The sequence below is a fragment of the Nocardia blacklockiae genome (assembly GCF_015477355.1).
Classification (GTDB): domain Bacteria; phylum Actinomycetota; class Actinomycetes; order Mycobacteriales; family Mycobacteriaceae; genus Nocardia; species Nocardia blacklockiae.
In genome coordinates this window covers 266422-292355 of sequence record NZ_JADLRJ010000007.1, presented here as the reverse complement: position 1 = coordinate 292355, position 25934 = coordinate 266422, and the positions used below count along the sequence as shown (strand labels likewise).

The following is a 25934-nucleotide window of genomic DNA, read 5'->3' as shown; positions in this document are numbered from 1 at the left end:
GCATAATCGCACGTCCTTATGCATTCTGTGCCCAATACGTGACTTGTTGGTGATCTATACTGGACTAAACGGGCAACCGGTCTGTTTCAATCCCGATTCCTGGGCGAGCGACCAGCTTGTTCGAGCGCCAGCCGCAGCGCGTACTCGATCTGTGCGTTCACGCTGCGCAGGTCGTCGGCCGCCCACTTGGCCACGGCCTCGTGGACGGCCGGATCGAGCCGCAGCAGCACCTTCTTCGGCTCGCGCTTGGCCATTACGAATACAGCGATCCGGTGTTGACCACGGGCTGCGCGGAACGGTCCCCACACAGCACCACCAGCAGATTCGACACCATCGTCGCCCGGCGCTCCTCGTCGAGATCGACCATGCCCTCGGCGGTCAGCCGCTCCAGCGCCATCCCGACCATACCGACCGCCCCCTCGACGATGCGACTGCGTGCCGCCACCACCTGCGCGGCCTGCTGGCGGACCAGCATGGCCTGGGCGATCTCCGGCGCGTACGCCAGGTGGGTGATGCGGGCCTCGAGCACGTCGATGCCGGCCAGCGCGGTGCGCTCGCGCAGTTCGGTGGTCAGCTCCTCGGCGACCTCCGCGCCGTTGCGCAGGCTGGTGCGCGCCGGATCGTCGGAATCGTAGGGGTGCACGGTGGCCAGGTGCCGCACGGCGGCCTCGGACTGGGTCTGCACGTACTCCTCGTAGTCGTCGACGGCGAAGGCGGACTTGAAGCTGTCCACCACCCGGTAGACGACGACCGCGGCGATCTGGACCGGGTTGCCGTCGGAGTCGTTGACCTTCAGCGTCTGGGTCTCGAAGTTGCGCACCCGCAAGGAGATTCGCCGCCGGGCGGTCAGCGGCACCACCCAGAAGAACCCCGCCTCGCTCACCGAGCCGATGTAGCGGCCGAAGAACTGCAGCACCTTGGCCTCGTTGGGGCCCACCGTGGTCAGCCCGCTGAGCAGCACCAGCGCGAGGCCCGCCACCACGAACCCGGCCACCGCCCCCGCCGCGGCCCCGGCGCCGCTGTCCTCGGACGCGACGCCCGCCGCGGCGATACCGCCGATCAGGGCGCCGCCGCCGAGGACGACCAGCACGATCAGCACGAGGAACCCGTTCACCCGGAACGCCGGACGAAGCTCCATGACATCCTCCCAATATCGAAGTGATATCACAACAATAGCATGAAGCCGCGGCGGCGGTCCGCGAAAGCCGGTGCGCGCCTAGGCCGCCGGAACGATGTTGCGGTTGAGGCGGAAGAGGTTGGCGGGATCGTGTTCCGCCTTCAGCGCGGCCAGGCGGTCGTAGGTCTCGGGCCGGTAGCCGGCCCTGGTCTGGTCCGGTCCGGCCCAGTCCTGCGCCCCGTAGAGGAAGTTCAGGCTGTGTCCGATCGTCCACGGCGACAACGCCTTTGCGATCAGGTCGTGCCGGTCGCGCACGGCCGTGCCGCCGTCCTCGGGCGCGGTGATGAACCGGGCGATGTACTCCGCCTCGCGATGGTCCACCGCGACACCGGCCGGGCCGGGCCGCCGCAGCGCGCCGCCGAGGTGGCGGAAGCCGGCGACCACCGAGACCGGCGACTCCGGCCCGGTCGCGTCCAGCACGGCCGCGGCCGCGTCCGCGGGCAGGTCCGTCAGCAGCGCGTTGGTGGCGGTGTAGGCGTGCGGGAAGTCCGGATCGCGGTAGATGCCATGGCTTTCCGCGTACGGCATGGAGCGCAGGTCGTCGGTCAGCCGCGGCCCGATCGCCCGCAGCGGCGCGACCAGGCGTTCGCCGTCGGCCGCCGCGCCGGTGTAGGCGATGTTGATCGTGGCGAGGTACCGCCCGCGCACCGGTTCGGGGATCACGGGAATGTCGGGCATCGTCATGAAGGTGATGGCCGAGGTCATCTCCTCCGGCAGGCCGTCGGTCCACAGCCGCCAGCCCTCCAGGGCGGGTTCCACGAGCGGGGTGTCGAAGACCAGCTGGCCGCCGTAGACGGTGGTGACCGGGACCAGCTCGATCTCCAGTGCCGTGACGACGCCGAAGTTGCCGAGGCCGCCGAGCACCGCGCCGAACAGCGCGTCGCCGGGAACCAAGCGACGCAATCGCCCGTTGGCGGTGACCATCTCGATCGCGCGGACGTGGTCGGCGGCGTAGCCGAAGGTCCGGCCCAGGATGCCCAGGCCGCCGCCCAGGTGGTAGCCGATCACGCCGACCGACAGCGAGGAGCCGTTCAGCGGGGCCAGCCCGTGCGCGACCGCCGCGTCGATGAGTGCCCCGGCCTGCACACCGGCCGCCACGCGGGCCGTGCGGGCCGCGGGGTCGACGGTGAGGTCGGTCATCCGGCGGGTGCTGATCAGGACGCCGCCGTCCGCGGCCACCGACAGGCCGTGGCCGGTCGCCTGCACCGCGATCGGAAGACGGTGGCGCGCCGCGTATTCCACCGCCGCGCGGACGTCCTCGGCGTGCGCGGCGCCCACGACCAGATCGGGGCGGTGGGTGTAGGCGGTCTGGAAGCCGGCGACCTCGGCGTCGTAGCCGTCCTCGCCGGGTCGGAAGACGGGACCGGAGAAAGCGGGGAGATCGGAGTTCGTGTTCGTCATGTCTTCGACGATTCCGCACCTCGACCGAGAAGTGAAACAGATAGATTTTCTAGTAGCTAGAATCGACAGTTATGGAGCTTCGCCAGTTGCGCTACTTCGTCACCGTGGTCGAGGAGGCCAACTTCACCCGGGCTGCGGCCCGGCTGCACCTGGCTCAGCCAGGGCTGTCGTCGCAGATCCGGCAGCTCGAACGCGAGCTCGGCCAGCAGCTGCTCGACCGGTCCGGGCGGACCGTGACGCCGACGGCCGCCGGCGCGGCGGTACTGCCGCACGCCCGCGCGGCCCTCGCCGCCACCGACCGGATCCGCCACACCGCCGACGAATTCACCGGTCTGCTGCGCGGGCACATCCGCCTCGGCACCGTGTCCGGCGCTGCCACAACGGAATTCGACATCGCCGCGGTGCTGGCCGACTTCCACGACGACCACCCGCAGGTCGACATCACCCTCACCGAGACGAATTCCGACCTGATGCTCGACGAACTCGACAGGGGCACACTGGATATCGCCCTGGTGGGCCTCACCGGGGCGGATCTCGATCCGCGCGTCGGGGTCGACATCGTGCTCGATACCGCGGTGGTCGCGGCGGTCGCCGCACACGAGGCGGCGCCGCCGACGTTCCGGATCGGCGACCTGCGCGATCGGCCGCTCATCTGCCTGGTGCCCGGCACGGGCATTCGCGGTGTGCTCGAACGCGCCTGCGCGGCGGCCGGTTTCGAGCCCAACGTGGCGTTCGAGGCCGCCGCTCCCCCGCTGCTGCTGAAGCTCGCCGCCCGCGGTCTGGGCACCGCCGTCGTTCCCGCGCTCACCTCCGAGGAGGCCGCCGCGTTCGGCGTGCGCGCCATCCCGATCGTCGAGCCGGAGTTGCGCGGCCAACTCGCGCTCGCCTGGCGCACCGACCGACTCACCACGCCCGCCGCGAAAGTGCTACTGGGACAACTACGTCTGGCTCTGACCGAGCATCGCGAACATGCGAGCGTGGGCTGACGCCAGCGCTTTGCTCAGCGAGGCGGCAACCCGAGGACCGGACGCACACCGCCGTCCCGCACCGCCTGCACTCCCACCAGCCCAAGCAGCACCACCCCGGTCACGAGGTGCTCGATCGCGTCCATGTGGTGGTGCGGGAAGCTGAACATCAGCACGTGGTCGGAGAACAGCGCCCACAGGCCGACCGCGAAACCCCCACCCAGCGCGGCGATCACGCAGTACCACGCCGCCCAGGTCTTGCGCAGCGCCGCCGCCAGGGCCGGGGTGAACAGCAGCAGTCCCGCGACGGCGTGCCAGCCGTTGTAGTCCATGCCGAGCACGGGCGTCGCGGGCGCGTGCTCACCCACGGCGAAGCTAGGTTCGGCGATCCAGCCCGCGACGGCCCACGCGACATGCGCGATCCCGACCACGAAAACGGCCCATTGCAGAAAACTCCACCGCGCCACCGCGATTCGGCCCTCCGCCACGGATTGTGCGTGCACGGCGTCCTCCCATTCGCCCGGGACCTGCTATTGCGCAGCAGCTTCTACTACACAGCGTAGTTGAAAGTCCCGGACGGTGGAAGGCCCTCGGCAATCCGATGACCGGCACGGCGGTGGCGATAACCCGCGCAGCCGCCGTCCCGGTTCACAGGATGCGCGACAGGAACGCCTGGGTGCGCTCGTGCCGCGGGTTCGCCAGCACCTCGCGCGGCGGTCCCGACTCCACCACCACCCCGCCGTCCATGAACACCAGCTGGTCGGCGACCTCGCGCGCGAAACCCATCTCGTGAGTCACCACCACCATGGTCATGCCGGAGGCGGCGAGTTCGCGCATGACGCCGAGCACCTCGCCGACCAGTTCGGGGTCCAGCGCCGAGGTCGGCTCGTCGAACAGCATCAGCTTGGGTTCCATGGCGAGCGCGCGGGCGATGGCGACGCGCTGCTGCTGGCCGCCCGACAGCTGCGCCGGATAGGCCTCGGCCTTCTCCGCCAGGCCGACCCGGTCGAGCAGTTCCGTGGCCCGGGTGACGGCCGCGGCCTTGCGCAACTTCTTCACCTGCGTCGGCGCCTCGATGACGTTCTCCAGCACGGTGCGGTGCGGGAACAGGTTGAAGTGCTGGAACACCATGCCGATGTCGCGCCGCTGCCGGGCCGCCTCGCGCGGGTTCAGCTCGTAGAGCCGCCCGCCCTTCTCGCGGTAGCCGACCAGGTCGCCGTCGACGTAGAGCCGCCCGGCATTGACCTGCTCCAGGTGGTTGATGCAGCGCAGGAACGTCGACTTGCCCGAGCCCGACGGCCCGACCAAGCACATCACCTCCCCGCGCGCCACCTCCAGCGAAATGCCCTTGAGCACCTGCAGCGCGCCGAAGCTCTTGCACACCCGCTCGGCGCGGATCATCGGCGCGACGCCGGAAACGCTTGCGGCCGTGCTCATTTGCCCACCTCCAGCTGGGCGTCGGCCAGCGCTCGCAATTGTTTGGCCGTCAGCTGGCGGCTGACGCCGCGCGAGTAGTACCGCTCCAGATAGTGCTGCCCGACCATCAGGATGCTGGTGATCACCAGGTACCAGGTCGCCGCGACCAGCAACAACGGAATGGGTTGCAGGTTCACGGCATAGATGTCGCGGGCCCGGCCGTACACGTCGGTCGTCAGCGGGATCGCCGCCACCAGCGAGCTGGTCTTGAGCATGCTGATCAGCTCGTTGCCGGTGGGCGGGATGATCACCCGCATCGCCTGCGGCAGCACCGTGCGGCGCATCGTCTGCCCCCACGACATGCCGAGCGCCAGCGACGCTTCCCGCTGCCCCTCGCCGACGGAATTGATTCCGGCGCGGACGATTTCGGCCATGTAGCCGGCCTCGTTGAGGCCCAGGCCGATCATCGCGAACAGGAACGGCGTACGCCAGTCCTGGATGTTCATGTGCAGCAGCTGCGGCCCGAACGGCACGCCCAGGTCGATGGTCTTGTACAGCGACGGGAACAGGCCCCAGAACACCAGTTGCACGTAGATGGGTGTGCCGCGGAAGACCCACAGGTACACCCACGCCACCGAGCGCAGCACCGGATTCGGCGACAGGCGCATGACCGCCAGCACCACGCCCAGCACCACGCCGATGGCCATGGCCAGCACGGTCAGTTCCAGGGTGACCAGGACGCCGGACTCGATCCGGCTGTCGAACAGGTACTTGCCGTAGGTGTCCCACCGGTAGGCGTCGTTGGTGGCGGCCCCGTAGACGAATAGCGCCAGCAGCGCCAGGATGATCGCCGCGGCGAACCACCGGCCCGGATGCCGCAGCGGCACCGCCTTGATCGGCTCGGGCTCGGTGCCCGAATCCGCCTCGGCGACAGGGTCGTTCGGGCCGGGCGCCGCGGCGTCGCGCTCGCTCACGCCCTCACCTCGCCGACGCCGGGCGGCACGCGTGTCGGTCTCCGCTCATCAGCCGACCGCGCCGTTGATCGTGGACTTGGTGATCGCGCCGTCCTGCACGCCCCAGTTCTCGGCGATCTTGCGGTAGTCGCCCGAGTCGATCAGGTGCTGCACGGCCTCCTGCAGCACCGGGCCCAGCGGCGCGCCCTTGGGCACCGGCCAGCCGTAGGGCTGCGATTCGAACAGCGGGCCCGCCGCCTCGATCTTGTCCTGGTTCTGCTTGATCGCGTACGCCGTCACCGGGGAGTCCGCCGACATCGCGTCGACCTGGCCGAGCACCAGCGCGGTGGCCGCGGCGCTCTGCTCGTCGAAGGACACCATCTCGATCTTCGGCTTGCCCGCCGCCTCGCACGCCTTGCTCTTGTTCGGCACGTCGTCGGTCTCCTCGATGGTGGTGCGCTGCACCGCCACCCGCTTGCCGCAGGCGTTGTTCGGGTCGACCGGCTTGCCCTTCTGCTGGGCCCACTGGATGCCGGCGCTGAAGTAGTCGACGAAATCGACCGTCTGTTCCCGGGCCTTGGTGTCGGTCATCGACGACATGCCCACGTCGTAGGTGCCGGCCTCGATGGCGGGAATGATCTTCTCGAAGTCCGATTCCTGGTAGTCCGCGCGCAGACCGAGCACCGCGGCCACGGCGTCCATCAGGTCGACGTCGTAGCCGACGATCTTGCCCGAGCCGTCCTTGTACTCGTTGGGCTGATAGGGAACGTTCACCCCGACCACGAGCTTGCCGGACTGTTTCAGCTTGTCGGGCAACTTCGCGGCGATCGCGTCGACCTTGGCGACCTGGACCTTCTCCACCGTCGGCGCGTTGTCCTCGGTATTGGTGGTGCAGCCCGCCAGCGCGAGCGCCGCGCCGGCCACCAGACACGCGGCCCGCCGGGCATACCCGCGAGCACCGTTTCGAACAGACACAGCAGCCCTCCATGTTCGGGTGGGCGACACCGACATGTCGCCCGCCGTTCGAAATCTAGGCGATTCGGACCGACTGTGTCGGTCGGTTACCGAAGGTTAATGCGCGCCCGCTCCGGCGGGCGGCCGCACACGCCGGATCCGGCCGCGGCTCACCGGCGATGCAGGCGGGCCCGGACCTGTTCGGTGAATTCGCTGGTCGAGGCGAGGCCGCCGAGATCCGCGGTCGCGATGCCGGCGGCGAAGGTGGCGGCCACGGCGTGTTCGAGGCGGTCGGCCGCGCGGGTCAGGGCGGTGTCGCCGCGCCGGGCGGCCAGCCACCGCAGCAGCATCGCCGAGGACAGTTGCAACGCCGCCGGGTTGGCGCGGTTGTGCCCGGCCAGCGCGGGCGCCGCGCCGTGCACCGCCTGTGCCATCGCCTGGGTCGCCGAGCAGTTCAGCGACGCGGCGAGACCGAGCGAGCCGCTCAGTTCGCCCGCCAGGTCGGAGAGGATGTCGCCGAACAGGTTCTCGGTCACCAGCACGTCGTAGTCGCCGGGCGCGCGCACCAGATGGGCGGCGGCCGCGTCGACGTGCTCGTCGTCGACGTGGAGCCCGGGGTACTCGCGCGCCGCCGCGTGGCAGACGTCGCGGAACAGGCCCATCGTCATCGGCAGCACGTTCGCCTTGTGCACGATGGTCAGCTTCCGGCGGCGCGCGACGGCCAACCGGCACGCCTCGTGCGCGATGCGTTCGGTGGCCGCGCGGGTCACCACCCCGACCGACAGCGCGATGTCCGCGGTGGGCGCGAACTCGCCGGCTCCGGCGGCCATGTTGCGGTCGGCGTAGAAGCCCTCGCTGTTCTCCCGCACGATCACCAGGTCCAGCTCCGCCGCCGACCGCACCCCCGAAAACGTCCGGGCCGGACGGATATTGGCGTAGAGGCCGAACCGTTTGCGGATGGCGCCTCCCGGCGGCGCGCCGACGCGGTGCTCCGGCGCGTACGACGCGTTGTCGTGCGGGCCGAGGATCCAGGCGTCGAGTTCGGCCAGCGCCCGCACCGTCGACTCCGGCAGCGGGTCGCCGCATTCCGCGATGGCCGTGTGCCCCATCGGCAGCGGCACCCACTCCACCGGCGACGCCCCGACCACGGCCAGCGCCTCGTCGACCACCGCCCGCGCCGCCCGCACCACTTCCGGACCGATCCCGTCACCCTCGATCAGCCCCAGGCGCAGCGGCGTACCCTCGTTCGCTCCACTCACGCCACCATCCTCGATCCTCGGACCCGCCGGAGAATCACCGGGTACCGCCCCGCCGGACGCCGGGAGCATCCGGCCGCGGAGGCGTATCTTCTCCGGAACCCTCGCCCGCCACCTGAAACCCCAGCAGATCGGCGCGGCCGTGCAGGCGGTGGCGGCGGATCGCGATTTCGCCACTACGGTGGTGGGTATCCGTCGGTGGGACGGCGATCAGCGTCGTGACTGGCCGGTCGCACGCGGAAGCGGAAGATAACCGAGTTGCCCGGCGTTGTATCGGGGCAACCACGAGACGAGAGGATCCCATGGCCACCCAGACCCTGACCGCGCAGAACTTCGATGAGGTAGTCACCGGAAACGACGTGGTACTCGTCGACTTCTGGGCCGACTGGTGCGGCCCGTGCAAGCAGTTCGCGCCGACCTTCGAAGCGTCGTCGGACAAGTACCCCGACGTCGTCCACGGCAAGGTGGACACCGAGTCCGAGCAGAGCCTCGCCGCGGCCGCCAACATCCGCTCCATCCCGACCATCATGGCCTTCCGGGAGGGCGTGCTGGTGTTCGCGCAGCCGGGCGCGCTGCCTCCGGACGCCCTCGAGGACCTGGTCACCCAGGTGAAGGCCCTCGACATGGAAGAGGTCCGCAAGCAGATCGCCGAGCAGCAGGCCGAGCAGGAACAGGCCTGACCCGCACCGCCCGCCGCATCGCTCCCGTCGCCGGGAAGCGGTGCGGCGCAGCGTTTTTCGGGGTCGGCGGCCGGTTCAGTCGCCGAGCGAGTTGATACCCGCGATCATGGCGCGCGCGGCGGATTCCGCCCCGTCGTGCGCCATCGCCGCGCCCCAGCCGCGCCGGCCGTTGAACTCGCACTGCACGAACGTGGCCGTGCCGAACTCGGTGCGGCGCTGGTGGAACGCCAGGATCTCGACCGGGTAGCCCTCGTCGTAGAGCGCCGAGGTCAGCGCCGCGACCGGGCTGCCGGCCGACACCACGGTGCGCAGGTGGTCGGCGAATTCCAGCGTGGCGGTGTATTCCGCCCCGTGCCGATGCCCGGCGCGGCTCCAGTCGCTGAGTTTCACCGGACCGGAACGCTCGCAGTACCGGTCGAGGAATTCGGCGGGGGACAGCCCCGCGCATTCGGACCGCAGGCTCTTGGGCGCAGCGGTGAGGATGTCGTGTGTGTCGATGGCAGTCGTCATTGAACTAGGTCTTCCCGAAGTCTCGTCGTGTCCGAGTGACAGTCGTGTCTGAAATGACAGAGGGGACCAGCGCAAGAAAAGAGATGTACGGCCGCAGCGAGGAGGCCGGTCCGAATCAGACCCCGCTACGGCGGGTTACTACGAGAAGTCGCGCAGCAGCCACCATCGCGGTTAGCGGAAGGTGCGCGGCGCGGTCGCGGTCGGCGACGTTCAGCGCGGCGCTGTGGCTGGCGGCGGGATTCGGCACGGCACCGAGAATATGGACTAATCCCCGCGTGCGCAACCACCCGGGCCGGGAACCGATGGGTAACTTCGTCACAATGGTTCGTGAACGCGGAACCAACGGCCGACGCTCCTGTCGGCAACTCTCCGCAACCCTCTCCCGACCTGTTCGAAGCGAGCACGTCTCAACTCGGCAAACTTCGGGAAAACCTCACCCGGCAGGCCCGTCGTTGTGCCAGGCTCGACCTGTTCCGAGCGACGCGTCCGGACACGGTCCGGAACCGCGATCCACCGGCGACTCGCCGCCGACGGGCACCAGGAGGCACCGATGACCGATCCGATGGTGCAGAGCACGATCAATCACCTGCTCGGCTGCCACCGCCGCTGCGAACACCAGATCCCCGAGTCGCTGAACCGCGGCGGCGAGCACGCCACCGCCCACCACATCCAGACGCTGCGCGACTGCTCGGACCTGTGCCGGCTCACCGGCGACCTGCTCGACCGGCATTCGGAATGGGCCGCGGGCCACTGCGAACTCACCGCCCGCGTGTGCACCGACACCGCCGAGCGCTGCGACCGCCTCGGCGAGACGGCCTGCGCCTCGGTGGCGCGTGCCGCCGCGGCGGCGTGCCTGTCGCTCACCGAGATGGCGGCGCACTAGCCGCGCGGCTCAGTGGGCGGCGGCGTCCCAGCTGCGGCCCACGCCGACGGAGACCTCGAGCGGAACCGACAGCTCGATGGCCTTCGACATGTGTTCGAGCGCAAGCGTTTCCAGGGCCTCGCGCTCCCCCGAAGCGACCTCGAAGACGAGTTCGTCGTGGATCTGCAGCAGCATCCGCGAACGCAGCCCGGACTCGCGAATGGCGTTCTGCACGTTGATCATCGCGACCTTGATGATGTCGGCGGCGGTGCCCTGGATGGGGGCGTTGAGAGCCATGCGCTCGGCGGCCTCGCGGCGCTGGCGGTTGCTGGAGTCCAGGTCCGGCAGGTAGCGGCGGCGACCGAACAGGGTCTCGGTGTAGCCGACCTTGCGGGCCTGGTCGACCGCGTCGCGCAGGTAGTCGCGGATCGCGCCGAAGCGGCTGAAGTACACCTCCATCTGGGCCTTGGCCTCCTCGGCGCTGATCTTCAGCTGCTGGGACAAGCCGTAGGCCGACAGGCCGTACGCCAGGCCGTAGGACATCGCCTTGATCCGGCGGCGCATCTCCGGGTGCACCTCCGACAGCGGGATGTCGAAGGCCTTGGAGGCGACGAAGGTGTGCAGGTCCTCGCCGGAGTTGAAGGCCTCGATCAGCCCGGCGTCCTTGGACAGGTGCGCCATGATCCGCATCTCGATCTGGCTGTAGTCGGCGGTCATCAGCGACTCGTAGCCGGGGCCGACGACGAAGGTGTCGCGGATGCGGCGGCCGGTGTCGGTGCGGATCGGGATGTTCTGCAAGTTCGGCTCGGTGGACGACAGCCGGCCGGTGGCGGCGATGGTCTGGTTGAAGGTGGTGTGGATGCGACCGTCCTCGGCGACCGACTTCAGCAGGCCGTCCACGGTCACCTTCAGGCGGGTGGCGTCGCGGTGGGCGAGCAGGTGCTCCAGGAACGGGTGCTCGGTCTTCTCGAACAGCGACTCCAGGGCGTCGGCGTCGGTGGTGTAGCCGGTCTTGGTGCGCTTGGTCTTCGGCATGTCCAGCTCGTCGAACAGCACCACCTGCAACTGTTTCGGCGAGCCGAGATTGATCTGCTTGCCGATCACCTCGTAGGCGGCGTTGGCCGCGTCGGCGACGCGGTCGGCGAATTCGGACTGCAACTGCTGCAGGTGGTCGCCGTCGACGGCGATGCCGGCCTCTTCGAGTTCGGCCAGCACATTGAGCAGCGGCAGCTCCATCTCGGTGAGCAGCTTGGTGGACTCGATGCCCTCGAGTTCGGCGTCGAACGCGTCGGCCAGGTCGGCGACGGCGCGGGCGCGCAGGATCTCGGCCTGGGCCAGTTCGGCGTCCACCTGGCCTTCGTCGTCGAGCAGCGAGAGCTGGGTGTCGGCATCGGATTCCACGCGCAGTTCGCGGGACAGGTAGCGCAGCGACAGGTCGTCGAGGTTGAACGTGCGCTGCCCGGGGCGGACCAGGTAGGCGGCCAGGGCCGTGTCGCTGGTCAGGCCCGCCAGCCGCCAGCCGCGGGCGCGCAGCGCGTGCTGGGCGGCCTTGGCCTCGTGCACGGCCTTCGGGACGGTGGCGTCGGCCAGCCAGGCGCCGAGCGCCTGCTCGTCCTCGGGGGTGAGGCCGACGGTGTCGAAGTAGCCGCCCTCGCCGTCGGCCGCGGCGACCGCGATCGCCTTCACCTCGCCGTTCACCGGCGTGCCGGTGCCGGCGATGGAAATGCCGTGGCGCGCACCGGCTTTCGCGTGCTCGGCGAGCCAGTCGGCGGCCGCGCCGGGCTCCACCGCGCCGCCGCTGATCTCGAAACCGCCCTCGGCCTCCGGCTCCGGCGGCACGAGGGTCTCGAACAGCCGGTCGCGCAGGACGCGGAACTCCAGATCGTCGAACAGGCGGTGGATCCGGTCGCGGTCCCACGGCTGCTGGGCCAGCTGCTCGGGGGTGTAGGGCAGCGGGACGTCCTTGACCATCTCGGTGAGCTGCCGGTTGAGCACGACGCTGGACAGGTTGGCGCGCAGCGCGTCACCGACCTTGCCCTTCACCTGATCGACCCGGTCCACCAGGGTGGCCAGGTCGCCGAATTCGCGCACCCACTTCGACGCCGTCTTCTCCCCCACGCCCGGGATGCCCGGCAGGTTGTCGCTCGGGTCGCCGCGCAGCGCCGCGAAATCCGGGTACTGCGCCGGAGTGAGGCCGTACTTCTCCTCCACCGCCTCCGGGGTGAACCGCGTCAGCTCCGAGACGCCCTTCTTCGGGTACAGCACCGTGACGTCGGGATTCACCAGCTGCAGCGCGTCGCGGTCGCCCGTCACGATCAGGACCCGGAAGCCCTCCGGGACGGCCTGGGTGGCGAGGGTGGCGATGATGTCGTCGGCCTCGTAACCCTCCAGCGCCATGGTGGGGATGCCGAGCGCGGCCAGCACCTCCTGGGTGATCTCCACCTGGCCGCGGAACTCGTCCGGCGTGGTGATGCGGTTGGCCTTGTAGTCGGGGAAGGCCTCGGTGCGGAAGGTCTTGCGGTTGACGTCGAAGGCGGCCGCGACATGCGTGGGCTTCTCGTCGCGCAGCAGGTTGATCAGCATGGCGGTGAAGCCGTAGACCGCGTTGGTGGTCTGCCCCGTGACGGTCTTGAAGTTCTCCGCCGGTAGCGCGTAGAAGGCGCGGTAGGCCAGCGAATGCCCGTCCAGCAACAACAGTGTGGGCCGCTCACCGGCCGGGTTCGGGGTCGCGGCGGACACACTGCTCGGGCGCTGATCGGTGGTCGCTGGAGTCACGGTCCCGAGTCTATGGTCCGGCACCGACAAGCGGGCGCACCGGGGATGACGCGGGCCACACCGGCGCCCCTACGCCACCCCCAGATACGCCGACTTCACCGCCGGGTCGGTGAGCAGTTCCCGGCCCGCGCCGGTCTTGGTGACCTCGCCGGTCTCCAGGATGTAGGCGCGGTCGCTGCGGGTCAGCGCCTGCTGGGCGTTCTGCTCGACCAGCAGCACGGTGGTGCCCTGCGCGTTGATCTCGCCGATGATCCGGAAGATCTGCTTGATCACCATGGGCGCCAGGCCCATCGACGGCTCGTCGAGCAGCAGCAGCCGCGGCCGGGCCATCAGCGCCCGGGCGATGGCCAGCATCTGCTGCTCGCCGCCGGACAGCGTGCCGCCGACCTGCTTGCGCCGCTCGGCCAGGCGCGGGAACAGCTCCAGAATCCAGTCCAGCGTCTCGGTGTACTGGGCGCGCTGTTTGAACGGCCGGGCGTGACAACCCATGTCGAGGTTCTCCTGCACCGTCATGCCCGGGAAAACGCCCCGGCCCTCCGGCGCCTGGATCAGCCCCGCCACCACCCGTTCGTGCGCCTTCATCCGGGTGATGTCCTTGCCCTCGAACAGGATTCGGCCGCCGGTGAGCGGCAGCAGCCCGGACAGCGCGCGCATGGTGGTGGTCTTGCCCGCGCCGTTGGCGCCCAGCAGGGTCACCAGCTCGCCCTGCGCCACCTGGAGCGAAACACCGTGCAGCGCTTGGATTCTGCCGTAGTTGACCACCATGTCCTCGACCACGAGCAGCGGTTCCGCGGCCGCCCCGACCGAGTCGACGCCCGCTGACGCCGCAGCGGGGGCGACTTCCGAATCCCCTGCGTCCGCAACAGCTTTCACGACGTCCTCGACCTCGTCGTCCGGCACGCCCAGGTACGCCGCCACCACCGCCGGGTCGTCGCGGATCTCCTCCGGCAGCCCGTCGGCGATCTTGCGGCCGAACTCCAGCACCACGATGCGGTCGGTCACGCCCATCACCAGCCGCATGTCGTGCTCGATGAGCAGCACGGTGAAGCCGTCGTCGCGGATCTTGCGGATGAGGTCCATCAGCGCCGACTTCTCGCTCGGGTTGAAACCGGCGGCGGGCTCGTCCAGGCACAGCAGTTTCGGCTCGGTCGCCAGCGCCCGCGCGATCTCCAGCCGGCGCTGATCGCCGTAGGACAGGTTGCGGGCCTTCTCCACCGCGCGCGGCGCGATGCCCACGAATTCCAGCAGCGCCATGCCGCGCTCGATGGCGTCGTGCTCCTCGCGCCGATGCCGCGCCGTGCGAAACACCGCGCCGGGCACCGAGGTTCGATGCCGGGCGTCGGTCCCGACCACCACGTTCTCGAGCGCCGTCATCTCCCCGAACAGCCGGATGTTCTGGAAGGTGCGGGCGATGCCGAGCCGGGTGATCTCGTTGCGCTTGGACTTGGTCAGCGGCCGGCCGTCGAAGAACACCTTCCCCGCCGCGGGCCGGTAGACCCCGGTGATGGCGTTGAAGCAGGTCGTCTTGCCCGCGCCGTTGGGACCGATGAGCCCGAGGATCTCGCCGCGGCGGATCTCGAAACTCACGTCGTCGAGCGCGGTGAGGCCGCCGAAGCGCACCGTCAATCCCTCGGTGCGCAGCAGCGGCGCGCCGACCTCGGTGTCGATCGCCCGGCTCGGCGCCACCACCTCGGCGACCGTCTCGGCGTCGGCCAGTTCGGGCAGCACGTCGCCGACGTCGACCACGCCCGCGCTCGCCGCCGGTTCCGCCGCCGCGTACCCGGCGGCCATGTCCTCGTTGTCGAACAGCGCGCCCCCGGCGCCCGGCCCGGTCATCGGGTCGCTCCCGTCTCCACGGGCGCCGCCGCGGGCCGCCGCACCGCCTGGTAGACCTGCCGGCCGTAGGCGAGCAGTTTCTGCCGCACCGGGAACAGCCCTTGCGGACGGAAGATCATGACCACCACCAGAGTGAGACCGAAGAACAGATATTTGAAGTCGCCGAGCGACTGCCCGCCCACGTTCACCGACATGAACCGGTTGGGCAGGTACACGATCAGGAACGCGCCCACGATCACGCCGAGCTTGTTGCCCTGCCCGCCGAGCACCACCGCGCACAGGAACAGCATCGAGTTGATGATGTTGAATCCGGTCGGGTTGATGAACTGGACCTGCCCGGCGTACAGCGCGCCCGACAGGCCGCCGATCGCCGCGCCGATGGTGAACGCCCACAGCTTGAACTTGAACGTCGGCACGCCCATCATCTCCGCGGCGTCCTCGTCCTCGCGGATGGCCACCCACGACCGGCCGACCCGGCTGCGTTCCAGGTTGCCGACGATCAGCAGTACGACGATCACCAGCGCCATGCCGATCCAGAACCACCAGGTGCCGGAGTTGGCCCGGTCCAAGGGATTCCACGAATGCGAGTCGCCGAGGTTGCCGGAGGAGAAGTACCCGCCGGGATGCCGCTCCGACTCGCCCACCCGCGGGTAGGCGATGCCGGCCAGCCCCAGGCTGCCGTTGGTGATGTCGCCGAGGTTGTCGGCCAGCAGCCGCACGATCTCGCCGAAACCCAGTGTGACGATGGCGAGATAGTCGCCCCGCAGGCGCAGCGTCGGCGTTCCCAGGATCAGACCCGAGACGGCGGTCAGCACGATCGCCAGCGGCACGCACGCCAGCCACGCCCACTTCGGACTCAGGAAACCGCCCGCGGTCTGGTTCCACGGACTGTTCGGACTGGTCAGCAGGCCCACCGAGTAGGCGCCCACGGCGTAGAAGCCGACATATCCGAGGTCCAGCAGACCCGCCTGTCCCACAACGACATTCAGCCCGATGGCGATCAGCGCGTACATGGCGAACTGCGCCATCACGCCGCCGAAGCTGGTGCCGGGCGTGTCCAGCAGGGGCGGCGGGAACATCGGCAGCAGCGCCAGCACCACGATCGCCGGGATGCCGACGACCCACTGCATCGGCCGGGGCAGGCCGTTCCACCAGGAGCGGATCGCGTCGCCGACGCCGTGCATGGGCCGCGGGCGCGGCTCGCCGGGCGGTTGTGTCGGGGTCGTCATGCTCGTGCCCTCCCCAGGCTCTCGCCGAGAATTCCGGTCGGCCGGAACATCAGCACGGCCACCAGCAGCACGAAGGCCACCACGTCGCGCCATTCCGTGCCGAAGAGAATCTGGCCGTAGTTCTCCGCCAGCCCGAGCAGCAGTCCGCCCAGCAGCGCGCCGCGCAGATTGCCGATGCCGCCGAGCACCGCGGCGCTGAACGCCTTGATGCCCAGCACGAAACCGCCGGAGTAGATGATGCCGTTGGGAATCTTGAGCGTGTACAGCAGCGCGGCCGCGCCGGCGAGCAGGCCGCCGATCAGGAAGGTCAGCATGATGACCCGTTCCCGCGAGACACCCATCAGGGTCGCGGTGTCGGGGTCCTGGGCCACCGCGCGGATGCCGCGCCCGAATTTCGTTCTGTTGATGACCAATTCGGTGATCACCGCCAACACCACGGCGGACACCACGATCACCAGCGCCACATTGGTCACCGCGGCGTCGAAGACGTGGAATTCGTCGGTGGGTTTGACCAGGATGATCGGCTGCTGGGCATTGGTCCCGCCGAGATCCGGATCGATCTTCGGCAGCACGTAGTGCACGAATTCCTGCAGCACGAACGACATGCCGATCGCGGTGATCAGGAAGATCAGCCGTTTGGCCCCGCGCCGCCGCAGCGGGCGGTACGCCACCCGTTCCATGCCGACGGCGGCCCCGCCGGACACCAGCATGCCTATCACCATCGCGACGCCCAGATACACGACGGTGAGGAAGGTCCCCTGCGAATAGATGTCGCCGCTGGCCGCGAAACCGAGCAGCATGAGTCCGACCAGTTGGCCGAACATACCCAGCATGAAAATTTCCGAATGGGCGAAATTGATGAGCAGCAGCACCCCGAAAACGAGTGTGTAGCCGACCGCCACCAGGGCGTAGATCGAACCGTAGGTCAAACCGTCCACGGTCAGTCGCCAGAATTGGTCGACCACACCCGAGACGTTGAAATCGATGGACCCGTTGGCAAGCAGGGTCGCAGCAGGAGAAGTCATCATTACTCTCGCCGTCAGGAAGACAGCGTGCGCCGACGCACCGTCGCCGAACCTCGGCCGTCAGCGTGCCGGCACACGCTGTTTCGTCCAGAGGATCGCTACTTGACCTGGTACATCCAGATCAGGGCGTTCGACAATTCACCCGTGGCGTCCCACTTGTAATGACGGGCCACACCCTGGCCATCGTAGGTCCGCGCGAACTCGACCAGATCGGGGCGCGAGACCTTGCCCTGGGCGATGCCCTTCAACACGATGGTGGTGAGGTCGTAGCCCTCGGTCGAATAGGTGCCCGCCTCGAATCCGTTGAGCGCCTTGTAGTCGGCGGCGAATTTGTCCGGCGCCGGGCCGCACGGGCAGGACAGCACCGCGTCCTTCGACGCGTTCCCGGCCTGCTTGACGAATTCCACGTCCTTGGTGCCGTCGTCGGAGACGAAGGTCGCGGTCACGCCGCCCGAGCGCAGCTGCTGCACGAACGGGGCGGCCTCGGCGTAGTAGCCGGCGTAGAAGATGGCGTCCGGCTTGGCCGAGGACAGCTTCGACACCGCGGCGGAGAAGTCCTTGTCACCTTCCTTGACGTTGACCGCGCAGCTCGGATCGGCGGCGGCGCCGAGGGTTTCGGTCAGCGACTTCGCCAGGCCGGTGCCGTAATCGGTGTTGTCCTGGGCGACGCAGATCTTCTTGTACTTGCCGCTGGCGAGCAGATACTTCGCGACCGCCGGGCCCTGGATGCCGTCGTTGCCCAGCCCGCGGAAGAAGGTCTTCCAGCCGTTCTTGGTCAGATCGACGTTGGTGGCCGACGGGGTGAGCGACAGCAGCCCGGTATCGCTGATGCGCTGCCCGGTCGCCTTCGTCTCACCCGAGAAGGTGGGGCCGATCAGGGCCACGATCGACTGGTCGCCGAGAATCTTGTCGATCACCTGGCTGGCCTTCTGCGGATTGCCCTCGGTGTCGAATTCCTTCAGTTTCACCTGGCAGTCGGCATTGGCCTTGTTGTGCTTGTCCAGCGCCAGTTTCACGCCGCGCACGATATTCAAGCCGAGATTGGCATTCGGTCCGGTCAGCGGGCCGGCCATGGCGATGGTGGTGTCCGGCGCGCATTTCGTCTTGCCGTCACCGGCCGGATCGGCGGCGGCGGAGGTATCGGCCGCCGGGACGTCGCGACCCTCGCTGTCCACCTGCACCAGCGGGGTGATCGTCAAGCCGCCGCCGGTGCCACCGTCGGCGCTGTTGTCCGTGGACTTGCTGCTACACCCGGCTACCGCGAGCACGGCCGCGGCCCCTATTACGAGCGCGCCTCGGGTCACACGGCTACGTGTGGCCCTCCGCGTCATTGAACCAAGCACGATACACCTCTATGTCCTGCTGCTCCCCGGGGTCGCCGAGGGGGCCGACCACGTCGACCCGGCTCAGAACATAGCGGCGTCACGTTAGCTCTGCATCACATTCGAGTCATTTGCATGACTTCGATCCCGAGTATTTACACAGGCGTGTTGCCCCGGCGTTAATTCTCCGCAATCCGGGCCGCGGCCGGTGTCCCCGTCCGCGGCACCGGAGTTCGGTTTCAGGACTTCGGCGCGAGATTCTCCAGCACCACCTCGGCGACCGCCTTCATGGTGGTGCGGCGATCCATCGCGGTGCGCTGGATCCATTTGAACGCCTGCGGCTCGGACAATCCCTGGGTCTGCATCAGCACACCCTTGGCCCGCTCGACCAGCTTGCGCGTCTCCAGCCGGTCGGAGAGGCTCGCGACCTCCTCCTCGAGCGCGGTGATCTCGTGGAAGCGACTGGCCGCCAGCTCGATCGCGGGCACCAGGTCCGACTTGGTGAACGGCTTCACCAGGTACGCCATCGCCCCCGCGTCGCGCGCCCGCTCCACCAGGTCACGCTGGCTGAACGCGGTCAGAATCACCACCGGCGCAACGCGTTTGGTGGCGATCTCGGCGGCGGCGTCGATACCGTCGCGGCGCGGCATCTTGACATCCATGATCACCAGATCCGGTCGGAGTTCCTGGGCGAGGTCGACCGCCTGCTGGCCGTCGCCCGCCTCTCCCACCACCTGATAGCCCTCCTCGGAGAGCATCTCGACCAGGTCCATCCGGATGAGCGCTTCGTCCTCGGCCACCACCACCCGCTTGGCGGAGCTGCCCGTGTCCTTCTTCGCGCCCGCGCCCCCTGCTGTCGTTCCCATAGATAGACCCCTCGTGATTCCGATGCCGAATACTCGCCGCGCGCGCCCGTCCGCCCCACCCTTGCCGAACCGACACACACCTCCGAGTGCCCTAAAGCGTACCGTTCAACCTCACACACAACCCATCTACCCAGCGAGAGTTCGGCCACCCCGCCACCGATTCGGTCAACCGGCCCGCCACCCGCTATCATTTCCACCCGGTGCGCCGAGTTGGCGGAACTGGCAGACGCGACGGTCTCAAAAACCGTTGTCCTCACGGACGTGTGGGTTCGAGTCCCACACTCGGCACCAGGTTAGGCCCCTTTTCCGAGGTCCCATTCCTCGAATTCCGGATGTTCGGTCCGCAGTTGGTCCGCAGCGGTCCGCGCACCGAGGTCCATACCGTCCGCCACGGAATCGAGATCGTCCTCGTACAGGTGGCCATAGAGGTCGAGCGTCATGGTCGCCGTCTTGTGCCCCAGCATCTTCTGAACGACCTTGATATTCGCGCCCGCCCGAATCGCCAGCGACGCCGCTGTGTGGCGAAGCCAATGCGGCACAAAGCCTTTCAGCTCCGCGGCTTCCGCCGCCCGGTCGAACACCCAGCGGAATTCGGTCGATTCCAGGTAGCCGCCCTTATGACTCGGGAACACCAGCTCCCCCGGAGCACAACCCTCGAGCAGCCGTTCGAGTTCCTTCACCAGCACGCCGGGCACCGGCACCGACCGACTCGTGTGGTTCTTCGTGTCGCTGACCACCGTGCCCGAGCCGCGGACGAAAGTTGCCGAACGAACGATCCGGATCCGCCGCGCCTCCAGGTCGATGTCCACCGGCCGCAACGCCGTCGCCTCCCCGAACCGAATCCCGGTGTAGGCCAGCACCAGCACCAGCGACCGGAAACGGCCGGCCGCCATCCCGAGCCGCAACACCTGCACGTGGGTGAGATAGACCTTCTCGCTCATGGTCGCGGCCGGGAGCTCGACATCCTCCGCCGGATTCACCGGCAGCCGCTTGGCCTTCACCGCGAACCGCAGAATCTGGCTGAGCACCTGATACGACTGGGTGACCCGCGACGCCGACAGCCCCCGACCCTCGAACCGGACACTCCCCGACTCCGAGAGCTTCACCACCCATTCCTGAATGTCCTCGAACTCGATGTCCCGCAACGGCACCGACTTCCAGCGAGGCAGAACCAGGGTGTCCAACAGCGAGCGATACCCGCCGACCGTCTTGGGCTTGCGCAGCTTCTTCGTGGCGTACCACTTCTCCGCCACCACCTCGAACAGCACGCCGCTACGGTCCGGATCCACCCACGTCCCGGTGACGACCTTCGTGGTCACGTCGCCGTCGAGGAACTTCTGGGCCTCCACCTTGGTAGCGAACGCCCGCGACCGTTCCACCCCGTTCGGATCCACATAGCGCGCACGCCACCGCTTCCGGCACCCGTAGTTCGCCGACTTCTCCCGCCGCGTCGACTTCTCCCCCGTCTCCGCGTCGACCACGGTGACCGTCTTGTACCAGCGATCCTCGACCCCGGAACGCGGGTTACGCCGAACCGCCGCCATCACGCCGCCTTCCCGCCACGAGCCGTCCGCCGCTCCTGCTCGGCGATCCACTCGACCACACCCGACCACTTCCACACCCGCCGCCGCGGACCCATCAGGAAACTCTCCGGGCCGTAGCCGACATGCGCCCACCACCGCCAGGTGGCTTCCGGGATCCCCGTCCGCTCCTCGAGCTGTCTCGCCCGCAAGTAGACCTCGTTCTTGTCGCCGCTCATTGACTTACTCCTCCCTATGCCGCATCCGGTATTGCCGAATGTTGTTGCGGGTCTGGCGGATTGACGTTCAGCCGGGCAGTTTCGTACTCGGCACGCCACTTCAGCTTCTCGGCCACGCGCGCCATGATCAGGTGCTCACGCGGCGGCACGTTCTTGTCGCCCGGCTCAGCGGGTTTCACGATCAGCCGGGACGTGTCGGGTTTCTGAATGCCGACCTGGGCCAGGAGTTGCCGAACGAACTCGGCGCGGTCGGCCTTGTGGTCGGGCAGCGTCTTCCCGGTCCAGCGGCGAGACACCAGCACGCGGCGGCCGCGCAGGCCGAGGGTTTCGCGGCGGTGGGCTTTGCCCTTGCAGCGGCCCGGCACCGTCTTGTCGCTGGCGCCCTTGGGTGCGATGCCGTAGCGCAGCCACACCCCGCACTGCGGAGAGCACGGCGTCCGCAGCAGCTCGGCATGCAGGCGGTCGTAGTGGTCGGCCGCGCGCGAGGTCTGGGGCTCGACCACCTCACTGATCGACTTGGTGAGGTACTTGGTCAGGTAGCCGACGTGCCGCGAGGCTTCCTGGGTGCCACCGAGCACGCCCTTCACGTCGACCTGGGCACCGAACCGGACGACGTGCGCGGGTTCGAGGTGGTCCACCTGGTCCATGTGGTCCATCACCTCGTCCCAGGTGGGCAACGCCACCGGCGCCCCGCTCTCGGGGTGGGAGTGGTCGGGGTCGACGAAACGGCCGGCGGTGTAGTCCCAGCGCGGCATGTGACCGTCGCTGTAGCGCTCGTTGTCCGGGTCGAAGTGCGGCCACCACACCTGGTGGTAGGTCGCGGCCACGATTTGCCGAACGAGCGCCTTGGGGTCGGTGCCGCGGCTTGCCAGATGGATGTGCGGGGCTCCCCGGCGCTGGGGTTCGACCGTGGCGAAGTACTGGATGTCACGCCCGGTCGCGCGCCGGTAGTTCTGCACCAGGCGGTCGAACAGCGCTGGGAAGAACATGATGTCGCGTGCCGCGCGCTGGTAGTCGTAGCTGTCCGGGTCGACTGGAGAGCCGTCCGGGAACACCTTGCCGTAGGAGGGCAGGGTCACGGTGAGGAACGTCGAGGGCCGGTACTTGCCCGCGTACTGGCGGCCGATGGTGGACTTGTCGACCTTCTTGCGCGGCAGGTCCGGGACGTCCTGGCGGCGGCGGGTCGACCGTTTGCGCTCCGATTTCGGCGCGGGATCCAGCGCCGGAAGACGCCCGCGCACACCGGTAGCCCGCAACTCCGCATCCAGATCGGCCACCACTTCCCGGATGCCGTCCATGTCGTCCTGGTCGCCGCGCGCCTTGGCTTGCTGGTAGTCGTCCATCAGCCGGGCGCGGGTTTCGACCAGCTCGAGCTGTTGCCCGGTCGGGGTCCGCTCGGGGTCGACCGGTTCGGTCTCGATGTGCCAGCCCTCGTGCGCCTGCTGAATCCGGAGGGCGCGAGCCTTGGCCGCGCAGGAGGGACACACGCTGTCGAGGGTCGATTTGCACGGCGCGCCAACGTATTTCGATGCCCGGGTGTCGGGGTCGTAGGTGTACATCGGGATCGGCCGGCGGCACTCGCCGTGCTTGTCCGCCGCGACCTGGGCGATTTCGTACAGGTTCGGGATCGCGCGACGTTGAGCCGCGGTCGTCCGGGCCGATGCCGCATTCAGCGCGGGCCCGGCGAGACCGAGGTGGACATACTTGTGCGGGCCCGTGTCGGTGTGAGGGTCGGTCATCGCTGAACCTCCGAACTGAACAGGACGAGCTGCGTGGGTACAGGCTGGTTGTCGATCCAGCGACGCCACAGCTCGGAATCCGAATACCGGTACACCACAATCGCTTTCACACGCTGCGTGGTGTTCAGATGCGCCGCGTAGAGAGTGGCGTCCGTGACGTTGCGGGCAACGGGCAAGGGGCGCACCGATCCGCGGACCAGTACGCCCCACTGCTCCCGCTCCGTGGCGCTCACGCCGCCCAATCGCCGCCGTCGTCCAGGCCCTCGTCCCAGCCCGGGACGTGACCGGTTTCGGCCCACAGGTGCACCGCGAGCGAGACCGCATCCAGGCCCGACCGCTCGTAGTGGCAGCGGCGGCGGGAACGGATATCGACCACGGCGTCGATCGCGTCCTCCTCCTGCCGCAGGGCGGTGTCGTGGTAGTCGCCGAACATGTTGTGCCGCATGGCTACTCCTCGATTTCGGTGTCGTTGATGCCGCACGTCGTGCAGACGTGGGAACGGTTCTTGTCCCCCAGCGGCCAGCGGCGCGGCTCGGGGAAGGTGTGGCCGTACTCGGCGCAGCGGGCCGACGCGACACAGCCGTCGCACAGCACCTTGTCGCCGTCGTAGACCCAGCCCACCCCCGCACCGCGACCGACGATGTAGGCGATGGCCTCATGCACCGTGGCGAAGCACAGCTGGTCGAACGCGGTCTCGCTGTAGCGGTCCCCGCAGCCGTCGCAGTTGACGACCACATGCGCCTGGGTGACGAATCCGGTGTGGTTCATGCCGCCACCAACCCGCCGTCATCGTCACCGAGGTCGTCCGGGTCGAAATCGCTGTAGTCGGCCTGCGGCGCGTAGTCGGGCTCGGGCCGGGCGTACAGCTCGACCATCCGGTCGATGTCGTCGTTGGACACCCAGAACGCGCGCACCCGCACGAACTCCGCCGTCCCGTCCTCACCGACATAACCGACCCCGGGAGTGCCGGCCGAAACCGTGTCACAGCGAGCACCCCGAGCACGGGCGCCCTGACCGTGCACCATGGCCGTCTGTGTCGGCTCGTCCAGCCGCAGGCCGACGCGGACCGGGAACAGCTGCCGGTTCGGCATCGTCTCCTTCGACGGATCCTGAAGCGCCGCAACCACTCCCACCGCCGCCGCACGACCCTGCGACAGCAGCACACCGGACAACTGCCGGAACCGCTCCTGCTGCTCACGAGTCGCATACGACGACAGAGCCGCGGCCTCATCGATGACGATCAGAATCAGCGGCGCGTCCGGAGTCGGGACATGCTTGCGGACACCGGCCTCACGCATCCGGGCCAGCCGCTCACGCATCACCTCGACCGCATCCTCGAGCATGGCGAGGATGCCGTCGATATCCCACTCGAAACGCACCCACAGCCGCTCACCGCGCCCGAATTCCGCGCCGCCCTTCGGATCGGCCAGCCACACGTCCACCAGGCCGTCACGGATCGCGGGACCGATACCGGCGATCATCGACCACAGCACCGAGCCCTTGCCCGAGCCGGTGGCACCGGCGATCAGGATGTGCGAGTACAGCACCCGCAACAGCCAACGATCACCGGACTCGGTGAACCCGACCGGGACCGCCTCCAGGTCCACGCCGTTGTGAACCGCCACCGGCACCGTCGCCGGAGCAGCGAGAGTGTCGTGCACCCTCACCTGAAGACGGACGAACCCCGGATCCGGCACCGACACCGTGACCTCCGGGACACCCAGCGCACTCGCCATGTCCGCGAGCACCTGGTCGTCATCGAACCGGCGAAGCTTCTTGTGCACCACCGGTTGCAGCTCGACATCCAGCCCGTACGGCGCGTACGCCAAATCGATCAGCACCGGGAAACCCACCTCCGGGGAACCCAGCCCGAGCGACGACCACAACAGACCGCCCTGCCACCCGTCGCACAGCGTGAACACCGCCAACCGCAGAGCGGCCGGAGCCTCGTCGGCATAGTCCTCCGCCGTCAACGGCCGCGCCGGAACCGGCATCCGGGACCAGGCGAACATGCGCGCCGCGAACCCCAGAGCACCGGCCGCAGCGACCGCGTACGGGACCACCGTCGTCACCGTCATCGCGCACCTCCTACAGGAACAGCGATCGGCAACAACTGCTGCTCAGGTCGCTGAGAACGAATCGCCGACACCGACGCCACCGGAGCAGCAGCCGGAACCGGCGCAGGAACAGGAATCGAATCCGCCTGTGCCGCAGCCGCTTCCACGACAGGCTCAGGCATTTCGGATACCACCGGCTCAGCAGGCTCGGTGGACTCGACAGGTTCCGGATCGGCCAGCACAACCGCGGACGGGTCATGCTGGGCGGCACGGAACAGCACCGCCAACCCGTGGGTATCGACCAGCAGCGAAACCGGGGCGATCGCGGCCACCACCGCACACAACCACGACGGCAACGGCTGACCGGCAGCCACAGCGTGAATACTGTTGCCCGCCACCGACACCAGCGCACCCACCACCAGAACCCGGATGAAAAACTTCCGCTCCGGCGACTTCGCCAGCACCAAAGCGCCGGCCGTTGCCTGAACGATCGTGCCGTCGATGATCAGCGGGAACAGCCACGCATCCGACGCCGGAACATGCGCCAGCACCGCCAAATCCCGCAGAGTGGCGAACGACAAGCGGAACGCGGCAGCGCCGACGCCCACGATCACCACGACCGCGAACACCCGCGCTACACGCATCCCCCGCTCAGGCGTGAACATCACGCCACGTCCGACCGACCCGAGGCACCCGAGTCACGCCCGAGATCCACCGGCACCATCGCGAGCGGCTGACGGGTCAGGAACTCGTCCTCGACACGACCGGCCCAGTCCTCCAACATGCTGACCCGCTCCGCCAGAACGAACAGCTTGCCCAGCACCAGGCCACCGACCAGCACCAGCCACGACCCCGCGAGAACCACGGTCGCCCACTCAGCCAACTGCTCGACACCCATCACGCCACCGACCTCTCGGCCGCCACCCGCTCCGCCGCATCGTGCAGCATCACGATGTTCACCAGCGCACCGGCGAGCATCCGCGCCTCCGCGATCTCCATCGCGAGGTAGGACCGCGAACCGGTGGTGGCACCACCCAGCTCGATACGGACGTAAGCAGGCTGCGAATGCCCGGTGCTGGTCCGATGTGCCGGGTCATAGTGCACGTCCAGGCCATCCAGCCCGGAGGAATTGAACACGTCGATGTAGGCCAT

The 25934-nt window shown here is 68.6% G+C and carries 28 protein-coding genes, 1 tRNA gene and 1 pseudogene; 4 read left to right on the top strand and 26 right to left on the bottom strand.

Translation table 11 applies throughout. The features are described 5' to 3' along the window. Positions 1-86 precede the first annotated feature (86 nt). The 3 genes from IU476_RS22840 to IU476_RS22830 form a co-directional block, all read right to left on the bottom strand. On the bottom strand, positions 87-254 hold the full coding sequence (locus IU476_RS22840; protein ID WP_195103220.1) for a type II toxin-antitoxin system antitoxin: 168 nt from the start codon (positions 252-254) through the stop codon (positions 87-89). Continuing rightward, on the bottom strand, positions 254-1138 hold the full coding sequence (locus IU476_RS22835) for an SPFH domain-containing protein (protein ID WP_195103219.1): 885 nt from the start codon (positions 1136-1138) through the stop codon (positions 254-256). Before IU476_RS22835 ends, IU476_RS22840 begins: the two co-directional genes overlap by 1 nt. A gap of 78 nt (positions 1139-1216) precedes the next feature. Beyond that, on the bottom strand, positions 1217-2578 hold the full coding sequence (locus IU476_RS22830) for an FAD-binding oxidoreductase (RefSeq protein WP_195103218.1): 1362 nt from the start codon (positions 2576-2578) through the stop codon (positions 1217-1219). Between the two features lie 71 nt (positions 2579-2649). Here IU476_RS22830 and IU476_RS22825 point away from each other — a divergent pair, with 71 nt between their 5' ends. Further along, the gene (locus IU476_RS22825; RefSeq protein WP_195103217.1) at positions 2650-3564 is read left to right on the top strand and encodes a LysR family transcriptional regulator; all 915 of its coding nucleotides are present in this window, start codon (positions 2650-2652) and stop codon (positions 3562-3564) included. Between the two features lie 14 nt (positions 3565-3578). On the opposite strand, the gene IU476_RS22820 is transcribed toward IU476_RS22825, so the two are convergent. From IU476_RS22820 to IU476_RS22800, 5 genes are all read right to left on the bottom strand, one after another. Beyond that, on the bottom strand, positions 3579-4046 hold the full coding sequence (locus tag IU476_RS22820; RefSeq protein WP_324194204.1) for a DUF4383 domain-containing protein: 468 nt from the start codon (positions 4044-4046) through the stop codon (positions 3579-3581). Between the two features lie 145 nt (positions 4047-4191). Next, positions 4192-4944, bottom strand: a complete 753-nt coding sequence (locus IU476_RS22815; RefSeq protein ID WP_195103387.1) for an amino acid ABC transporter ATP-binding protein — start codon at positions 4942-4944, stop codon at positions 4192-4194. Between the two features lie 32 nt (positions 4945-4976). Then, positions 4977-5933, bottom strand: coding sequence for an amino acid ABC transporter permease (locus IU476_RS22810; RefSeq protein ID WP_195103216.1), 957 nt, complete (start codon positions 5931-5933; stop codon positions 4977-4979). 48 nt (positions 5934-5981) lie between these two features. Then, on the bottom strand, positions 5982-6923 hold the full coding sequence (locus IU476_RS22805; RefSeq protein WP_195103215.1) for an ABC transporter substrate-binding protein: 942 nt from the start codon (positions 6921-6923) through the stop codon (positions 5982-5984). Between the two features lie 113 nt (positions 6924-7036). Continuing rightward, on the bottom strand, positions 7037-8125 hold the full coding sequence (locus IU476_RS22800) for an isocitrate/isopropylmalate dehydrogenase family protein (protein ID WP_324194201.1): 1089 nt from the start codon (positions 8123-8125) through the stop codon (positions 7037-7039). A 299-nt stretch (positions 8126-8424) separates the two neighbouring features. Here IU476_RS22800 and trxA point away from each other — a divergent pair, with 299 nt between their 5' ends. Beyond that, on the top strand, positions 8425-8802 hold the full coding sequence (gene trxA / locus IU476_RS22795) for a thioredoxin (protein WP_195103214.1): 378 nt from the start codon (positions 8425-8427) through the stop codon (positions 8800-8802). A gap of 75 nt (positions 8803-8877) precedes the next feature. Here the strand turns inward: trxA and IU476_RS22790 are convergent, their stop codons facing one another. Next, entirely contained in the window at positions 8878-9312 is a 435-nt protein-coding gene (locus tag IU476_RS22790; protein WP_195103213.1) for a 2-isopropylmalate synthase, read from the bottom strand. Between the two features lie 550 nt (positions 9313-9862). On the opposite strand from IU476_RS22790, the gene IU476_RS22785 reads away from it, so the two are divergent. Continuing rightward, the gene (locus IU476_RS22785) at positions 9863-10195 is read left to right on the top strand and encodes a four-helix bundle copper-binding protein (RefSeq protein WP_195103211.1); all 333 of its coding nucleotides are present in this window, start codon (positions 9863-9865) and stop codon (positions 10193-10195) included. Positions 10196-10204: 9 nt separating this feature from the next. Here IU476_RS22785 and polA read toward each other — a convergent pair whose 3' ends face one another. The 7 genes and pseudogenes from polA to IU476_RS22755 all read right to left on the bottom strand — a co-directional run bounded on the left by polA (position 10205) and on the right by IU476_RS22755 (position 19227). Beyond that, a complete protein-coding gene (gene polA, locus IU476_RS22780) occupies positions 10205-12949 on the bottom strand; it encodes a DNA polymerase I (RefSeq protein ID WP_195103209.1) in 2745 nt (914 codons plus the stop codon). A gap of 69 nt (positions 12950-13018) precedes the next feature. Beyond that, positions 13019-13714: an ABC transporter ATP-binding protein gene (locus IU476_RS36305; RefSeq protein ID WP_228824173.1), complete on the bottom strand. Its 696-nt coding sequence runs from the start codon at positions 13712-13714 to the stop codon at positions 13019-13021. Positions 13715-13789: 75 nt separating this feature from the next. Next, a pseudogene (locus IU476_RS36300) lies at positions 13790-14785 on the bottom strand (ABC transporter ATP-binding protein); the annotation flags it as partial. Beyond that, positions 14782-16014: a branched-chain amino acid ABC transporter permease gene (locus IU476_RS22770; RefSeq protein WP_195103199.1), complete on the bottom strand. Its 1233-nt coding sequence runs from the start codon at positions 16012-16014 to the stop codon at positions 14782-14784. The pseudogene IU476_RS36300 and the gene IU476_RS22770, both read right to left, overlap by 4 nt. Continuing rightward, positions 16011-17039: a branched-chain amino acid ABC transporter permease gene (locus tag IU476_RS22765; RefSeq protein ID WP_195103198.1), complete on the bottom strand. Its 1029-nt coding sequence runs from the start codon at positions 17037-17039 to the stop codon at positions 16011-16013. The genes IU476_RS22770 and IU476_RS22765 overlap by 4 nt, the downstream gene beginning before the upstream one ends. Positions 17040-17137: 98 nt before the next feature. Beyond that, entirely contained in the window at positions 17138-18370 is a 1233-nt protein-coding gene (locus tag IU476_RS22760) for a branched-chain amino acid ABC transporter substrate-binding protein (protein WP_195103197.1), read from the bottom strand. Positions 18371-18600: 230 nt separating this feature from the next. Then, positions 18601-19227 (bottom strand): ANTAR domain-containing response regulator, encoded by a 627-nt coding sequence (locus IU476_RS22755; protein ID WP_195103196.1) that lies wholly within the window; start codon positions 19225-19227, stop codon positions 18601-18603. Positions 19228-19431: 204 nt separating this feature from the next. Between IU476_RS22755 and IU476_RS22750 the strand changes: the two genes are divergently transcribed. After that, a tRNA-Leu gene (locus IU476_RS22750) sits at positions 19432-19518 on the top strand. 2 nt (positions 19519-19520) lie between these two features. Here IU476_RS22750 and IU476_RS22745 read toward each other — a convergent pair. From IU476_RS22745 to IU476_RS22700, 10 genes are read right to left on the bottom strand one after another with little or no spacing between them, the layout of a single operon-like run. Next, a complete protein-coding gene (locus IU476_RS22745; RefSeq protein WP_195103195.1) occupies positions 19521-20771 on the bottom strand; it encodes a tyrosine-type recombinase/integrase in 1251 nt (416 codons plus the stop codon). Continuing rightward, positions 20771-20986 carry a helix-turn-helix transcriptional regulator gene (locus IU476_RS22740; protein WP_195103194.1) on the bottom strand — a complete coding sequence of 72 codons (216 nt, stop codon included), beginning with the start codon at positions 20984-20986 and terminating at the stop codon, positions 20771-20773. The genes IU476_RS22745 and IU476_RS22740 overlap by 1 nt, the downstream gene beginning before the upstream one ends. Positions 20987-21000: 14 nt before the next feature. Further along, positions 21001-22725: a replication initiator gene (locus tag IU476_RS22735; RefSeq protein ID WP_228824106.1), complete on the bottom strand. Its 1725-nt coding sequence runs from the start codon at positions 22723-22725 to the stop codon at positions 21001-21003. Continuing rightward, complete coding sequence (locus IU476_RS22730; RefSeq protein ID WP_195103192.1) at positions 22722-22958, bottom strand: hypothetical protein; 237 nt, start codon at positions 22956-22958, stop codon at positions 22722-22724. Before IU476_RS22730 ends, IU476_RS22735 begins: the two co-directional genes overlap by 4 nt. Further along, positions 22955-23170 carry a hypothetical protein gene (locus IU476_RS22725; protein ID WP_195103190.1) on the bottom strand — a complete coding sequence of 72 codons (216 nt, stop codon included), beginning with the start codon at positions 23168-23170 and terminating at the stop codon, positions 22955-22957. The genes IU476_RS22730 and IU476_RS22725 overlap by 4 nt, the downstream gene beginning before the upstream one ends. A gap of 2 nt (positions 23171-23172) precedes the next feature. Then, entirely contained in the window at positions 23173-23493 is a 321-nt protein-coding gene (locus tag IU476_RS22720) for a hypothetical protein (protein WP_195103188.1), read from the bottom strand. Then, on the bottom strand, positions 23490-24803 hold the full coding sequence (locus IU476_RS22715; RefSeq protein ID WP_195103187.1) for an FtsK/SpoIIIE domain-containing protein: 1314 nt from the start codon (positions 24801-24803) through the stop codon (positions 23490-23492). Before IU476_RS22715 ends, IU476_RS22720 begins: the two co-directional genes overlap by 4 nt. Next, complete coding sequence (locus tag IU476_RS22710; protein ID WP_228824105.1) at positions 24800-25447, bottom strand: DUF2637 domain-containing protein; 648 nt, start codon at positions 25445-25447, stop codon at positions 24800-24802. The genes IU476_RS22715 and IU476_RS22710 overlap by 4 nt, the downstream gene beginning before the upstream one ends. Further along, positions 25447-25680, bottom strand: coding sequence for a hypothetical protein (locus IU476_RS22705; RefSeq protein WP_195103186.1), 234 nt, complete (start codon positions 25678-25680; stop codon positions 25447-25449). Before IU476_RS22705 ends, IU476_RS22710 begins: the two co-directional genes overlap by 1 nt. Further along, positions 25680-25934 carry a hypothetical protein gene (locus tag IU476_RS22700; protein ID WP_195103185.1) on the bottom strand — a complete coding sequence of 85 codons (255 nt, stop codon included), beginning with the start codon at positions 25932-25934 and terminating at the stop codon, positions 25680-25682. The genes IU476_RS22705 and IU476_RS22700 overlap by 1 nt, the downstream gene beginning before the upstream one ends.